The organism is Gluconobacter oxydans DSM 3504 (assembly GCF_000583855.1).
Classification (GTDB): Bacteria; Pseudomonadota; Alphaproteobacteria; order Acetobacterales; family Acetobacteraceae; genus Gluconobacter; species Gluconobacter oxydans.
Map to the genome: position 1 here is coordinate 2,238,164 of NZ_CP004373.1, position 14,337 is coordinate 2,252,500.

At 59.9% G+C, this 14,337-nt stretch carries 7 protein-coding genes; 5 read left to right on the plus strand and 2 right to left on the minus strand.

What is annotated here, in order from left to right; genetic code table 11:
* Positions 1-684 precede the first annotated feature (684 nt).
* From GLS_RS09935 to GLS_RS09945, 3 genes are read left to right on the plus strand one after another with little or no spacing between them, the layout of a single operon-like run.
* Positions 685-2,124: an NAD(P)-dependent oxidoreductase gene (locus GLS_RS09935; RefSeq protein ID WP_041112100.1), complete on the plus strand. Its 1,440-nt coding sequence runs from the start codon at positions 685-687 to the stop codon at positions 2,122-2,124.
* Positions 2,121-6,641 carry a glutamate synthase large subunit gene (gene gltB, locus GLS_RS09940; protein ID WP_041112101.1) on the plus strand — a complete coding sequence of 1,507 codons (4,521 nt, stop codon included), beginning with the start codon at positions 2,121-2,123 and terminating at the stop codon, positions 6,639-6,641. Before GLS_RS09935 ends, gltB begins: the two co-directional genes overlap by 4 nt.
* Before the next feature lie 14 nt (positions 6,642-6,655).
* The gene (locus GLS_RS09945) at positions 6,656-7,030 is read left to right on the plus strand and encodes a hypothetical protein (protein WP_041112102.1); all 375 of its coding nucleotides are present in this window, start codon (positions 6,656-6,658) and stop codon (positions 7,028-7,030) included.
* Between the two features lie 73 nt (positions 7,031-7,103).
* On the opposite strand, the gene GLS_RS09950 is transcribed toward GLS_RS09945, so the two are convergent.
* Positions 7,104-8,243, minus strand: a complete 1,140-nt coding sequence (locus tag GLS_RS09950) for an acyltransferase family protein (protein WP_041112103.1) — start codon at positions 8,241-8,243, stop codon at positions 7,104-7,106.
* Between the two features lie 112 nt (positions 8,244-8,355).
* On the opposite strand from GLS_RS09950, the gene GLS_RS09955 reads away from it, so the two are divergent.
* Both GLS_RS09955 and GLS_RS09960 read left to right on the plus strand, forming a co-directional pair.
* The gene (locus tag GLS_RS09955; RefSeq protein WP_052327551.1) at positions 8,356-10,164 is read left to right on the plus strand and encodes a M3 family oligoendopeptidase; all 1,809 of its coding nucleotides are present in this window, start codon (positions 8,356-8,358) and stop codon (positions 10,162-10,164) included.
* An 8-nt stretch (positions 10,165-10,172) separates the two neighbouring features.
* Complete coding sequence (locus tag GLS_RS09960; protein WP_041112105.1) at positions 10,173-11,534, plus strand: ABC1 kinase family protein; 1,362 nt, start codon at positions 10,173-10,175, stop codon at positions 11,532-11,534.
* Positions 11,535-11,629: 95 nt separating this feature from the next.
* Here the strand turns inward: GLS_RS09960 and GLS_RS09965 are convergent, their stop codons facing one another.
* Positions 11,630-14,059, minus strand: a complete 2,430-nt coding sequence (locus GLS_RS09965) for a TonB-dependent receptor (RefSeq protein ID WP_041112106.1) — start codon at positions 14,057-14,059, stop codon at positions 11,630-11,632.
* Between the last annotated feature and the right edge of the window lie 278 nt (positions 14,060-14,337).

Genomic DNA, 14,337 nt, shown 5'->3' on the forward strand with positions numbered 1-14,337 from the left:
GTTGCGGCCTGTTGCAGGCAGGAGTTCAGTCCTGGACTTGGTGGAGCAAAGCTGGTGCGGAAAATTTCTTTAGCCATTCTGTGTTGTTCGCTACTGACTTCAGGATGCGCGCAGAAGCCGGTTCCGGTTATGATTGGCAATAAATATTATCTGGCTGGCGATAATCTCTGTGTGAAGTACAAGGTTTTGCCAGACGATTCGATCTCGTGTCTGAGTAAATGGGATAAGGTCACTGGCTCTAGATATGCCATGACGGATCGGCAGGTGAGCGATTACATCAAAAAAAGACAGATAATGACCAGGAATATTAAAAACAGAATGCATATGTCGGATTTGGAGTTGCAGATCTACAATCAGCAGCCGTGGCCTCAGTGGCAATAGAAAATGTATTGCCGGGATGTTCGGTTGGGACGCTCGTATGCGTGAACGGGTGGGGTGTAGCGGTTGCAGCACAGGGCCAATGTGTCCCTGATTGACGCGGGTATTGAGGGTGAATGATCCGGATCGGACCTAATAAATTGGATGAAAAATCCCGTTCCTGAGGCTGAGATGGGATAATCTTCCTGAAAGGTCAGTGTCACTGACTGTTATTGGATAAAGTGACGGAATAGCTGCTTTCGGACAGGTCTGATGTGCGTCCGGGGTTTGTGGTCGGGCGGGCATGTTTTGCAGGAGACACGACGCATGGCCGAACGCATGTTGCAGTTCGTCACCCACCCCCAGGTGCTTCCCGAGAAGCGCGATGCGGCTGAACGCCGTCAGGATTTCGGGGAGATTTACCGTGGGTTCGCGCGCAGCCGTGCGGAAGAGCAGGCGTCGCGTTGCTCGCAGTGCGGGATTCCGTTCTGCTCCGTGCATTGTACGCTGGGGAACAACATTCCCGACTGGCTGAAGCTGACGGCTGAGGACCGGCTGGAGGAAGCGTATGAGATGTCGTCCGCGACGAATACGTTTCCGGAGATCTGCGGGCGGATCTGTCCGCAGGACCGGCTGTGCGAAGGCAACTGCGTTATCAACAAGGGCTTTGAGAGCGTCACGATCGGCGCTGTCGAGCGGTTCATTACCGAAAATGCGTTCGAGCAGGGCTGGGTGAAGCCTGCGCTTCCCGATCGTGATCTGGGGCGGAGTGTCGGGATCGTGGGATCCGGGCCGGCGGGTCTGGCCTGTGCGGAGCGGCTGCGGGCTCAGGGTTATGAGGTTCATGTCTATGAGCGTCAGGACCGTGTGGGCGGGCTGCTGACTTACGGGATTCCGAGCTTCAAGCTGGAAAAGCATGTGGTGGCGCGGCGTCATGCGCTGCTGGAAGAGCAGGGGATCGTGTTCCATCTCTCCACGCCTGTTGGTTCGGGCGAGGGCGAGACGTCGCTTGAGGATCTGCGGGCGCGGCATGATGCGGTGTTCCTCGCGACGGGTGTGTATCGCTCGCGCGATGTGAAGGTGCCGGGGGCCGGGCTTGAGGGTGTTGTCGATGCGATCGACTTCCTGACGGCGTCGAACCGTCGGGGCTATGACGAAGATCCGGGCGAGGATGCGGCACTTCATGCGAAGGGGCGTCGGGTCGTGGTGATTGGCGGTGGTGACACGGCCATGGACTGCGTGCGCACGTCGATCCGTCAGGGGGCCGAGCGTGTGACCTGTGTTTACCGTCGGGACCGGGCGAACATGCCGGGATCGCGGCAGGAAGTTTACAATGCCGAGGAAGAAGGCGCGCATTTCGAATGGCTGGGCTCGCCGGAGGCATTCCTTGGTGACGGCAGCGTGTCGGGTGTGCGGGTGCTGAGGATGCGTCTGGGGGCTCCGGATGCGTCGGGGCGCCGGTCCATCGAGGGCACGGGGCAGCATGACGTGATCGAGGGCGATCTGGTCATCAAGGCTCTCGGGTTCGATCCCGAGGACCTGCCGGGGCAGTTCAATGAGCCTGAGCTGGCCGTGACGCGCTGGGGCACGCTGACGGTGCCGCCGGGGGGCTTTGCGACGAGCCTGCCGGGTGTGTTTGCCGGGGGCGATATCGTGCGCGGGGCGAGCCTGGTCGTCTGGGCGATCAAGGATGGCCGGGATGCGGCCGACGCGATCCATCATCATCTGACTGAAACAATGACCGGTGCTCTGGAGGCCGCGGAATGACACAGAATAACGATTTCATCCGCGAGTATGCCGAGAACGTCGAGCGTCTGAAGGGGCTGTATGACCCGTCGCAGGAGCGCGATTCCTGTGGTGTGGGTCTGGTTGCCTCGCTGGATGGCAAGCCGTCGCGTAGTGTAGTTCAGGCGGGCATCGAGGCGCTGGGCAATATCTGGCATCGCGGTGCGGTCGATGCGGATGGCAAGACCGGCGATGGTGCGGGCATTCATGTGGAAATCCCGCAGGATTTCTTTGCCGAGGCGATCCATAACGGCTCCAGCGACGATACGATCGACGGGCGCATTGCTGTCGGCATGGTGTTCCTGCCCAAGACCGATCTGGGGTCGCAGGAACGGGGCCGTCAGATCATCGAGACGGAGATCCTGAACTTCGGTTACGGGATCTATGGCTGGCGTCAGGTGCCGATTGATACGGCGTGCATTGGCGAGAAGGCCAACCAGACGCGGCCGGAGATCGAGCAGATCATGATCCGCAACCGGCTTGGCCGGTCCGAGGACGAGTTCGAGCGTGACCTGTATGTGTTGCGTCGGCGGATCGAGAAGCAGGCGACGGCGCAGCAGGTTGATCTGTATGTGTGTTCGATGTCCTGCCGCTCGGTGATCTACAAGGGCATGTTCCTCGCGGAGAACCTGACGGACTTTTATCCGGATCTGCTGGATGAGCGGTTTGTGTCGCGGTTTGCGATCTATCATCAGCGGTATTCGACCAATACGTTCCCGACCTGGAAGCTGGCCCAGCCGTTCCGTAAGGTGGCGCATAACGGCGAGATCAACACGATTTCGGGCAACACGAACTGGATGCGCTCGCATGAAACGCGGCTCGCGCATCCGGAGCTGGATCCGTACATGGCGGATCTCAAGCCGGTCGTGCAGGCTGCGGGTTCGGATACGGCGGCGCTGGATAATGTGTTCGAGCTGCTGACCTTTGCCGGGCGGGATGCGCCGATGGCAAAGACGATGCTGGTGCCGGCCTCTGGCGGTGCGAACTCGGCGATGTCGGATGCGGCGCGGGCGCTGTTCCGGTACTGCAATGCGGTGATCGAGCCCTGGGATGGTCCGGCGGCGCTGTGTGCGACGGATGGACGCTGGGTTGTGGCGGGGCTGGACCGTGCGGGTCTGCGTCCGCTGCGGTACAGCATCACGCAGGATGGTCTGCTTATCGTGGGGTCCGAGACCGGGATGGTTCGGGTGCCGGATGCGCGGGTCAAAAGCCGCGGGCGGCTTGGTCCGGGGCAGACGCTGGCGCTGGATCTGAAGGAAGGGCGGCTTTACCAGTCCGAGGAACTGCTGGAGATGCTGGCGTCACGTCAGGATTTCCGGGGCTGGGTGAAGCGGATCCGCGATATCGAGCCGATTGTGCGGGATGTGGTCGAGCCTGAGGCGCTGGATCCGGATGTGCTGCGGCGGCATCAGGTGGCGGTCAGTCTGACGCATGAGGAGCTGGAGACCATTCTGCACCCGATGGTGGAGAATGCGGCTGAGGCTCTGGGCTCGATGGGCGATGATACGCCGCTTCAGGTGCTGTCCACGATCTATCGCGGGCTGGCGCATTATTTCCGTCAGGGGTTCAGTCAGGTTACGAATCCGCCGATCGACTCTTTGCGTGAGACGCGGGTGATGAGTCTGGTCACGCGGCTGGGCAATCTGGGAAATATCCTCGATCAGGCGCCGGAGCAGTGCGATCTGTTGCAGTTGCCGAGCCCGGTTCTCACGATTGGTGAGTTTGACGAACTGCTGAAGGTCTGCGGTGAGAATGCGGGTGTGATCGACTGCACTTTCCCGGCCGAAGAGGGCGAGGAAGGTCTGCGGGCGGCGATTGCGTCCATCCGGGCGCAGGCTGAGGATCATGTCCGTGGCGGGTGCACGCATCTGTTCCTGACGGATGACAATACGGATGCGACGCGGGTTGCGATTCCGATGATCCTCGCGACCGCGGCCGTGCATATTCATCTGGTGCGCAATTCGCTGCGGACGTTCACGTCCCTGAACGTGCGGACGTCGGGGGCGATCGATGTTCATGCGATTGCGGTGACGATTGGTGTTGGCGCGACGACGGTGAATCCGGCTCTGGCGCAGTATTGCGTAGCGGACCGGCTGCGCCGCGGGCTGTTCGGTAAGATGTCGCTGCGTGAGGCGATGGAGCGGTATCGCAAGGCCGTGGACAAGGGTCTGCTCAAGATCATGTCCAAGTCGGGCATTTCGATCATTTCGGCCTATCGTGGCGGGTATAATTTCGAGGCGATCGGGTTGTCCCGGGCGCTGGTGGCAGAGTTCTTCCCGGGCATGCCGTCGCGGATTTCGGGGATTGGTCTGCCGGGTATTGCGCGCAACATCCTTGGCGCGCATGCGGCGGCGTGGAACCGGAAGGTCGAGGCGCTGCCTGTTGGCGGGCGGTACAAGCTGCGCCGTCAGGGTGAGACGCATGCGTTCTCCGGGCAGCTCGTGCACATGCTTCAGAGTGCGGTGACGGCGAACAGCTTTACGCTGTACCGGCGTTATGCGGATGCGGTGCGCCAGATGCCGCCGGTGGCGCTGCGTGATCTGCTGGATTTCAAGCCGACCCATGCGCCGGTTCCGGTGGATGAGGTGGAGAGCATCACGCAGATCCGCCGTCGTCTGGTGGCGCCGGGGATTTCGCTGGGCGCGCTGAGCCCGGAGGCGCATGAGACGCTGGCGATTGCCATGAACCGGATCGGGGCGAAGTCCGATTCCGGTGAGGGTGGCGAGGATGCCGAGCGGTCCAAGCCGCGTCCGAACGGGGACAATGCGTCTTCGGCGATCAAGCAGGTGGCATCCGGGCGTTTTGGTGTGACCGCGCAGTATCTGAATGACTGCCGCGAGATCGAGATCAAGATGGCCCAGGGTGCGAAGCCCGGTGAAGGCGGGCAGCTTCCGGGCTTCAAGGTGACGGAGCTGATCGGGCGTCTGCGTCATGCGACGCCGGGGGTGACACTGATTTCGCCGCCGCCGCATCATGACATCTATTCGATCGAGGATCTGGCGCAGCTCATTTACGATCTCAAGCAGATCAATCCGACGGCGACCGTCACGGTCAAGCTGGTGGCGCGGACGGGCATTGGCACGATTGCGGCCGGTGTGGCGAAGGCCAAGGCGGATGCGATCCTGATTTCCGGTCATTCGGGCGGGACGGGTGCGAGCCCGCAGTCTTCGATCCACTATGCGGGTCTGCCCTGGGAGATGGGGCTGTCGGAGGCGCATCAGGTGCTGATGCTGAACCGGCTGCGGCATCGTCTGGTGCTGCGGACCGATGGTGGCATCAAGACGGGTCGTGACGTTGTCATGGCGGCGATGCTTGGTGCGGAAGAGTTCGGTATCGGTACGGCAGCACTCGTGGCGATGGGCTGCATCATGGTGCGTCAGTGCCACTCCAACACCTGCCCGGTGGGCGTGTGTGTGCAGGATGAGAAGCTGCGGGAGAAGTTCGGGGGATCGCCTGAGAAGGTCATCAACCTGTTCACGCTGATTGCGGAAGATATCCGGCATATTCTGGCGGATCTGGGTGTGCGGTCGCTGGAAGAGGTGATCGGGCGGACGGATATGCTGCGGCAGGTGTCGCGTGGTGCGGATTATCTGGATGATCTGGATCTGAATTCGCTTCTGGTTCAGGCCGATCCGGGTGGTCATGCGCGGTTCTGCACCCGTGAGGGGCGCAACGAGGTTCCCGAGACGCTGGACGGGCAGATCATCCCGGATGCGACGGCGCTGTTCGAGCGTCGGGAGAAGCTGCATCTGCATTACACGGTGCAGAACACGCATCGTGCGATCGGTACGCGGGTTTCGGGGCTGATTACGCGCAAGTTCGGCATGAAGGAGCTTCCGGAGGGGCAGCTCACGCTGTCGCTGCGCGGTTCGGCCGGGCAGTCGCTGGGCGCGTTTGGTGTGCAGGGGCTCAAGATCGAGGTCGAGGGCGATGCCAACGACTATGTCGGCAAGGGGCTTTCGGGGGCGACGATCGTTGTCCGCAAGTCACCGGCGGCGCAGTGGGCATCCGAGCAGAGCGCGATCATTGGCAATACGGTTCTGTACGGGGCGACGGCGGGGACGCTGTTTGCGGCCGGGCAGGCGGGTGAGCGCTTTGCGGTGCGTAACTCGGGTGCGACGGCCGTGGTCGAGGGCTGTGGCTCGAATGGCTGCGAATACATGACCGGCGGGACGGTCGTGATCCTTGGGGAGACGGGCGACAATTTCGGCGCCGGCTTCACGGGGGGCATGGCTTATGTGCTGGACGTGAAGGGGCTGTTCGAGGCGCAGATCAACCCGGATACGGTGATCTGGAACCGCGTTCAGGCCGGCAGCCGCTGGGATCAGGAGCTTCGGGCACTTGTGGAGCGGCATGTTGCGGAGACGGGCAGCACCTATGCCGCGGATCTGCTGCATTGCTGGGAGCGGACGCTGGAGCGGTTCTGGCATGTTGTGCCGCGCGATTATGCGCGGATCATTGGCTACGTTCAGGAAGACCTGTCCCAGCTTTCGGCCTGACGGGCGTAAGGAAGATGGTCGATACTGTCGGTGATCTGACGTTGACTTATGATGAGATGGCTTCGCTGAGGAGCTATCTCATCGCAACGGTTTTTGAATTTTTTGATAGCATTGAAATGGCAGCATTGGGAATATTTCAGTCTAATGAAATATTATCAATGGCAAAGAAGGTATCTTCCTTTATAAGGTGGGATAAAAAAGAGTATAAAAATATATTTTCTGACCATGATTATCAAATTATACATAATTGTATTCTTCATGGAGAAATGGCTCTTGGCATTTATTCTACCTACAAAAAGCACATCGACTATGAAACATGTGATTTCGGAATTACAAAAGATAAGATTTATAATTATATTCAGGAATACAGTAAAAATGCAGGATGGTAATCCTGTTGTTGGTCTTGGTTCAATGAAAGTCTGAATTCAGGATTTTTCCGATATGGTTATTGCTCTGCGCTGGTTATGGAAGAAACTGACCGGGGCGGAGTTTCAGGCAGGGGCGTTCTACGAGGCGCCATGAGAGGATGGCTCCGCCGATTGTGGTAAGGATCGTGAGGATCAGGGCGTGTCTGCGGCCGAGGCCGTAGCGGGACTGAAGGTCGCCTGCGGTCATGATGAGGGGCAGGTGGCACAGGTAGAGCGCGTAGCTGTGCGTACTGATGCTGCGGACTGCCGGGCCGATCAGGGGCGGCAGGGTTCGCAGGCGCATCATGGCGGGCATGCACAGGGCATAGCCCAGTCCCGTGACATCAAATGAGACCATGGCGCCGAAGCGCGGAGGCCAAAGGGCACCATCTCCGGTGTTGCGCCACCAGACGGTGAGCACGATCGCGGTGCCTGCGGCGGCGAGCAGTGTGCTGTAGCGGGTGATGGCGGGTCTGTGCCGGTAGAGCCAGGCGGCGGCGATGCCCCATGCAATCGCGTCGAAGCGGCAGGGGACGATCTTGCTGGTGACTTCGTCCCAGTTGACGTCCGTGGGGAGTGACAGGCGCCAGCAGAACGGAACGATGAAGAAGGCCGCGAGCGTGGTTCCGAAGGCTGTGGCGGGTTTGATCCGGCAGGCCAGGAGCGTGAGCAGCAGGGCGGGGAAGGCGATGTAGAACCATTCCTCCACGCAGAGCGACCATGTGACGCCGTACCAGTTCGAGACCATGGGCCAGCCGAGATTCTGCGTCAGGGTCAGGAACCAGGGCAGGGCGTGCCGGGCTTCGTCCCATGGCACGCCGTAGGGGCCGAAATAAGCGAGCGGGATGAGCAGCGCGAACAGCCAGAAATAATAGGCCGGAAGGGTGCGCAGCCAGCGGCGGAGCAGGAAGATGCCCCAGCCTTTCAGGGAGGTTCCGCGTTCCAGCAGGTCCAGCATGATCGTGCCGATCAGGAAGCCGCTGAGGACGAAGAACAGCATCACGCCGTAGAAGCCGAGCACCGCCAGATGGAAGGGGAGGCTGTGGTGCCACCAGGAGGAGAACAGGATTCCGTCATGGCAGATCAGGACATCGAGGATGGCGACCGTGCGCACCAGATCGGGGCCTGCGATTCGCGCCTTCAGGTTTTCAAACGATGTCAGTGTCTCGTATGCCTGGGGGGGGTATATTTGCATGAAGTGGCGGAAGATCCGGGGTTGCGGGCTTTGCGGCGGTTTTACACTACGGTTTTGTCATCAACATCCCGTTTGACGGGGGGGATTGTGGCTTTAAGGTCAGGATATGACCATGCTCTTTTCTGCCGCTGACGGCACGCCGCATTCGTCCTCCGGGGAGCAGATGCCTCCCCGCTGGGATCTCTCTGACCTCTATGCCTCGCCGGAAGATCCGGTTCTGGTGTCGGATTTTGACCGCTGGGCCGGGGCGGCGCGGAGTTTCTGCGAAACGTACAAGGGGCGTCTGGAGACGCTGAGCGGCGCGGAGCTTGCGAAGGCGTTTGCGGAGTATGAGGCGATCGAAGAAGGGCTCGGGAAGATCGGGTCTTTCTCCAGCCTTGGCTTTGCGGCGCATACGACCGATCCGGTCTGGGGGCGGTTTGCGCAGGGTGTGCAGGAGCGGATGACGGAGGTGGCCTCTGATCTGATGTTCTTCACGCTGGAGCTGAACCGCATTCCGGACGAAGTGCTGGCGCGGATCTGCGAGGCGCAGGAGATGCGCAAATGGGATCCGTATCTGCGGGATCTGCGGATGTACCGGCCGTATCAGCTCTCCGACGAGGTCGAGCAGGTGCTGATGGACAAGTCGGTGACGGGGCGGAATGCCTGGAACCGGCTGTTTGACGAGACGATGGCGACGCTGAGTGTCACGATTGACGGTGAGGAGAAGCCGCTCGGGGATGCGTTCAATCTGCTGACGAATACGGACCGCGCAAAGCGCGAGGCTGCGGCGCAGCAGATCAGCGCGGTGCTGGGTGAGAACTCGCGTCTGCTGACGATGATTACCAACACGCTCGCCAAGGACAAGGCGATCGGGGACAAGCTGCGGGGTTATCCGCGTCCCACCAGTGCGCGCAATCTGGCGAATATGGTCGAGGACGAGGTTGTCGATGCGCTGGTGGGCGCTGTGGACGAGGCCTATCCGCGGCTGGCGCACCGGTATTATGCGCTCAAGGCAAAGTGGCTCGGGCTTGAGAAGCTGGAGCACTGGGACCGCAATGCGCCGCTTCCGGGTGTTGAGGCGCGCAAGATCGACTGGGAGCAGGGCAAGGAAATCGTGCGCACGGCCTATGCCGGGTTTGATCCGGGCCTGGGCGAGATCGTGAACCGGTTCCTGACGCATCCCTGGATTGATGCGGCACCGGTGGCGGGCAAGTCTTCGGGGGCGTTCTCCCATTCCTGCGTGCCGTCGGTGCACCCCTACATCCTGATGAACTATCGCGGGCAGCCGCGGGATGTGATGACGCTGGCGCATGAGCTGGGGCATGGCGTGCATCAGACGCTGGCCGGGCAGAAGCAGGGCTATCTGAATGCCGATACGCCGCTGACGCTGGCGGAGACGGCATCGGTGTTTGGCGAGATGCTGACGTTCCAGTCCCTGCTGGATGCGGAGCATGATCCGAAGCGCCGTCGTCACATGCTGGCGGCGAAAGTCGAGGACATGCTGAACACGGTTGTCCGGCAGATCGCGTTCTATCAGTTTGAAGTGAAGGTCCATGACGAGCGGGCGAAGGGTGAGCTTTCGCCGGAGCGTCTGGGGGAAATCTGGCGTGAGGTTCAGGTCCGGAGTCTGGGGCCTGCGTTCCATTTCACACCGGATTATGACCTCTACTGGTCTTATATCCCGCATTTCGTGCATTCCCCGTTCTATGTTTATGCGTATGCTTTCGGGGATTGTCTGGTGAATGCGCTTTATGGCGTTTATCAGGAAAAACCAGAGGGTTTTGCTGCGAAATACCGGACCATGCTCGAAGCGGGCGGGACGCTGCGTCACAAGGAGCTGCTCGCGCCGTTCGGACTTGATGCGACAGATCCGGGTTTCTGGCGTAAAGGACTGGATGTGATCTCGGGACTGATTGATCAGCTCGAGCAGGAGGACTGAGGAGCATCATGGCGAGGGATCTCGACAACACCGGCCTCATGGGGGAGCTGCGTCGCATGGCGCGGACCTCCGGCGCGGTCGGCGGCATTGCGGCGCGGATGGCGGGCAGCCGTCTGGGCTTCAAGACGGACAAGGGCGTTCATGCAGAGGGCCTGAAGTCGGCGTTGGGAAACCTCAAGGGGCCGCTGATGAAGGCGGCCCAGCTCCTTTCGACCATTCCCGGCGCTCTGCCTGACGAATATGCGGAAGAGCTTGCGCATCTGCAGTCCAATGCGCCGCCGATGGGCTGGAGCTTCGTGCGCCGTCGCATGCAGGCCGAGCTTGGCGCTGGATGGGAAAAGCATTTCCGCTCCTTCAGCCATGAGGCCGTGGCGGCGGCGTCGCTCGGGCAGGTGCATCGGGCGCGGCTGGCGGACGGACGCGAAGTGGCGTGCAAGTTGCAGTATCCGGATATGCAGGCGGCCGTGGATTCGGATCTGCGGCAGTTCCGGGCGGCGCTGGGCATTTACCGGCAGTTCGAAACCGCGATCCGTCAGGACGAGGTTTATACCGAACTGGCCGACCGTCTGCGCGAAGAGCTGGATTACCGGCGTGAGGCGAGCCATCTGCGGCTGTATCGGGACATGCTTGCGAATACGCCCGAAGTGACGGTGCCGGCTCCGGTTGAGGCGTTGTCCACGGGGCGGCTGCTGACGATGGACTGGGTGAGCGGGCGCAGCATGCGGACCGTTCTGGGCGAGAACCTGCCGCAGGAAGACCGGAACGCGATGGCGACGGCGCTGTTCAAGGCCTGGTACACGCCGGTTTATCGCTATGGTGTCATTCACGGTGACCCGCATATGGGCAATTTCACCGTGCGGGACGATTATGGCCTGAATCTGCTGGATTTCGGGGCTGTTCGGATCTTTTCGCCGCGTTTTGTGGAAGGGGTTATCGACCTGTTCACGGCGCTGCGGGAGAACAATGAGGAACTGGCGTTCCATGCGTATAGCAAGTGGGGCTTCCAGGGGATTTCGCGCGAGACGGCGAGCATTCTGAATGAATGGGCACGGTTCTTCTATCGGCCGCTGATGACGGACCGGGTGTGTTCCATGCAGGAGAGCAATGATCCGGCTGAGGCGCGGCAGGTTCTGGAGAAGGTCTATGACGGGCTGAAGCGGACGGGCGGTGTGAAGCTGCCGCGTGAGTTCGTGCTGATGGACCGTTCGGCGATCGGGCTGGGGAGTGCCTTCCTGCGTCTGGAGGCGCGGCTGAACTGGCACCGGATGTTCGAGGAGCTGATCGAGGGCTTCGACGTGAATGTGCTGGCGCAGCGTCAGCAGGAGGCTCTGGCGAAGGCGAAGGTGCCGCCGGCGCTGTCTTCGCTCTGAGGGTTTGAGGTTATGAAAAAGGGGCGCTTCCGTTGCGGGAAGCGCCCCTTTTTTTGGTCATGGCTTGGGGTGGCGCGTGATCCGCCACGAAGCCTTCAGAAATCCACGCTTGCGCTGCCGCCGACGAAGAAAGGTGAAGCGACGTAATAAGTCGTGCTTCCTGCGACGATTGCGGAGCCGAAGACGCCGGTTGTTGCTTTGCCGTTTGAGGCAGTTCCGTTCACGAAGCCAAGATAGTGATTGTTCGTGATGTTCTGGATGTTGAGCTTGAGAACAGGGTTCTTCAGGACGCCATAGTTCCGGAAGCGGTAGCCTGCATGGACATCCATCGTGACATAGCCCGGGATGGACGTATCATTATTGAAGGTGGCGTACTGCTTGCCGACATATTTCAGTCCGAAACCGCTGAAGAACGCGCCGTCGTCATAATCCAGGTTGAAAGCCACCTGAACCTTTGCGGTCTGGGGAGCGAACTTTCCTTTACTGTGGACATAATCATTGGTGCTGCCGCCAGCAGCGACGTTGCTGTCGGTTCGGGCGTCAATATATTCCGCGGAAATATAGGGGCGGAGGTGGTACAGGATGGGGCGTGTTCCGATTTCGAAATCGACGCCATCGGCGTGGGAGTTACCGCCGTTGACGCTCGTGGAATAGTAGGCCCCGTTAGACTGTACAACGGTCTCGGAATAGAGACGGTTGGTGAAATTGTAGTGGAAATAGCTCAGTGTTCCATTGAAGAGCGCGCCCTGATAGCGGATGCCTGCTTCTTCGGAAATCGAGATTTCCGGTTTCATGTTGGTGTTGGCCTTGGTGCTGTAGCCTGAGCCGGACGTGTATGTGCCGGAATCGTAGAGCGCCGTGTTCATCGGGATACGGAAATTGGTTGTTCCCGATGCGAAGAGCTGGATTTCGTTGTTCAGCTTGTAGCGGATGGATGCGGCGGGGAGAGGCTCGTTCCAGCTTCCGTTGATATAGGGGCCGGTGGAGGTGTCCGGCAGGAAGTTGTGACCCTGTCTGGCGACCATCGCGTATTTCAGTCCGGCCTCGAGCGTCAGATGATTATTCAGCAGCGAGAGGCTGTCATCGATGAACAGCGTGTGGATACGGGTCTGGGTGAGGGTGTCGCGATATTCAGCCGTGACGCCGTTGGAGAGGACCATGTTCGTCCCGCCGCCATAGACGTCCAGCGGGGTGCCTGTTGCCATGTTGACGAGGCTGTAGGGGCTGGTCTGGAGCTGCTTGGAATACTCGAACCAGTATCCGATCATCAGGCGGTTTGCACCCGTATGCAGGGCCAGTTTGGTGACGGCGCCGGGGCGATAGGTCTGTGTGTTGGAGGGATTGTAGACCAGAAGGCTCTTCGTATTGGATGAATTATACTGTCCGATGGAAGCAGAGAGCGTTTGAGCCCCGTACTGCTGGCTGGACAGGCTTTCGCTGTAGGCGCCGCCGCCGTTACCGTTGCCGTACCAGAAATACGGTGTTTCCGTGAGGGTCAGGTGGTCGGTCAGTGTGAATGTCGAAGGGGCGCTGGCATAGATGTTGGTAAAGGGGTTCTGGTGCAGCTTGTAGTAATTGGTGCTGGGGCTGCTGGGGTTCCACTTGCCGGTATAGGTATAGTTGACGCCGTATTTCTTCCAGTTTGCCAGCGACATGGACGGGAAGAGGGTGCTGTTGCTCTGGTTGCCGACGATTGCGAGGGAAATCCGGTTGCCCTGACCCCATTCATTGACCCATTTCGTTTCGCCGTGCAGCTTTCGCTGGGAGCCGGGGCCACGCCATGAATCTTCATGGGCTGCGGAGAAGGATACGTAGCCCTTGAGGTTGGTGTTGCCGATTTTTCCGGTGTCCATGCGTCCGAAAATGCGACGGGAATTGTAACTGCCGTATGTTCCATCCAGATGGCCGCCGAAGTGGTCCTTCGGATCGAGCAGATACATGTTCACGGCACCGCCGGATGCGCTGATATGCGGGCTGTCCAGATCTGCGGAGCCCTGCTCGACATTGATGGAGCGGAGGTTCTCGGAGTCTACGATTTCCTGCGGATAGACGGCGTAGTTTCCGATGTCGTTGATCGGGAAACCTTCCAGCGTGAAGCCGATCTGGCTGGCATTCAGGCCGCGCATGGTCATGTTGCCGCCATTGAGGCCGAGAGGATCGACGGAGGTGGTGTTCACACCTGGCAGCATTGCAATGAGCTGCATCGGGTTGACGCCCGGCGTCTGCTTGGAAATGAACTCCTGTGTCACGGTCGAGCGGGATTTTGCCGCATCTTCGTGGACCATCAGACCTGCGCCTGGCGAGGACCGGCGGCTGCCCTGGACGCGGACGGTTTCGGATCTGGCTTCATCTGTTGGCGAGGTGGAGCCCATCATGGACGGGCTATCTTCCTTCGTTGCGGCGGATTTATGGGTTTGTGTGTGACGGTGGCTCTTGGACTTTGGCGCGACGTCAGACTGGGCGAAAGCGGCGGAAACGCTTAGGGCCAGAGCGGTCGTGGCGCAGAGACAGTAACGAGATCTCATCGTCGTGGTAAATCCTTGGAAGATGCCGGGTTATGATGGCTCTGTATGAGCGCTTTCCGGAGACGCAGTTATCACGGACGATTTGGTTTTGTTATTACAGTTTGATGACGAAATAAAATATACTTCCGTGTTTCTTTGTGAATTCGTTTTGAATTGTTTGGATACATATTTCGTTTCTTAAGTAACCAATTGTCTCTCAAGAATTATATTTTGAGTTCTGGGAGCGTTGGGATCGAAGCGCGCCGGATGTGCGCAGAAGTGCCTGTCGGGTTCGGTGG

Excerpts from the sequence above, each read along its gene's own strand:
- GLS_RS09935 (WP_041112100.1), top strand. The coding sequence starts at position 685 with ATGGCCGAACGCATGTTGCAGTTCGTCACCCACCCCCAGGTGCTTCCC.
- gltB (WP_041112101.1), top strand. The coding sequence starts at position 2,121 with ATGACACAGAATAACGATTTCATCCGCGAGTATGCCGAGAACGTCGAG.
- GLS_RS09945 (WP_041112102.1), top strand. The coding sequence starts at position 6,656 with ATGGTCGATACTGTCGGTGATCTGACGTTGACTTATGATGAGATGGCT.
- GLS_RS09950 (WP_041112103.1), bottom strand. The coding sequence starts at position 8,243 with ATGCAAATATACCCCCCCCAGGCATACGAGACACTGACATCGTTTGAA.
- GLS_RS09955 (WP_052327551.1), top strand. The coding sequence starts at position 8,356 with ATGCTCTTTTCTGCCGCTGACGGCACGCCGCATTCGTCCTCCGGGGAG.
- GLS_RS09960 (WP_041112105.1), top strand. The coding sequence starts at position 10,173 with ATGGCGAGGGATCTCGACAACACCGGCCTCATGGGGGAGCTGCGTCGC.
- GLS_RS09965 (WP_041112106.1), bottom strand. The coding sequence starts at position 14,059 with ATGAGATCTCGTTACTGTCTCTGCGCCACGACCGCTCTGGCCCTAAGC.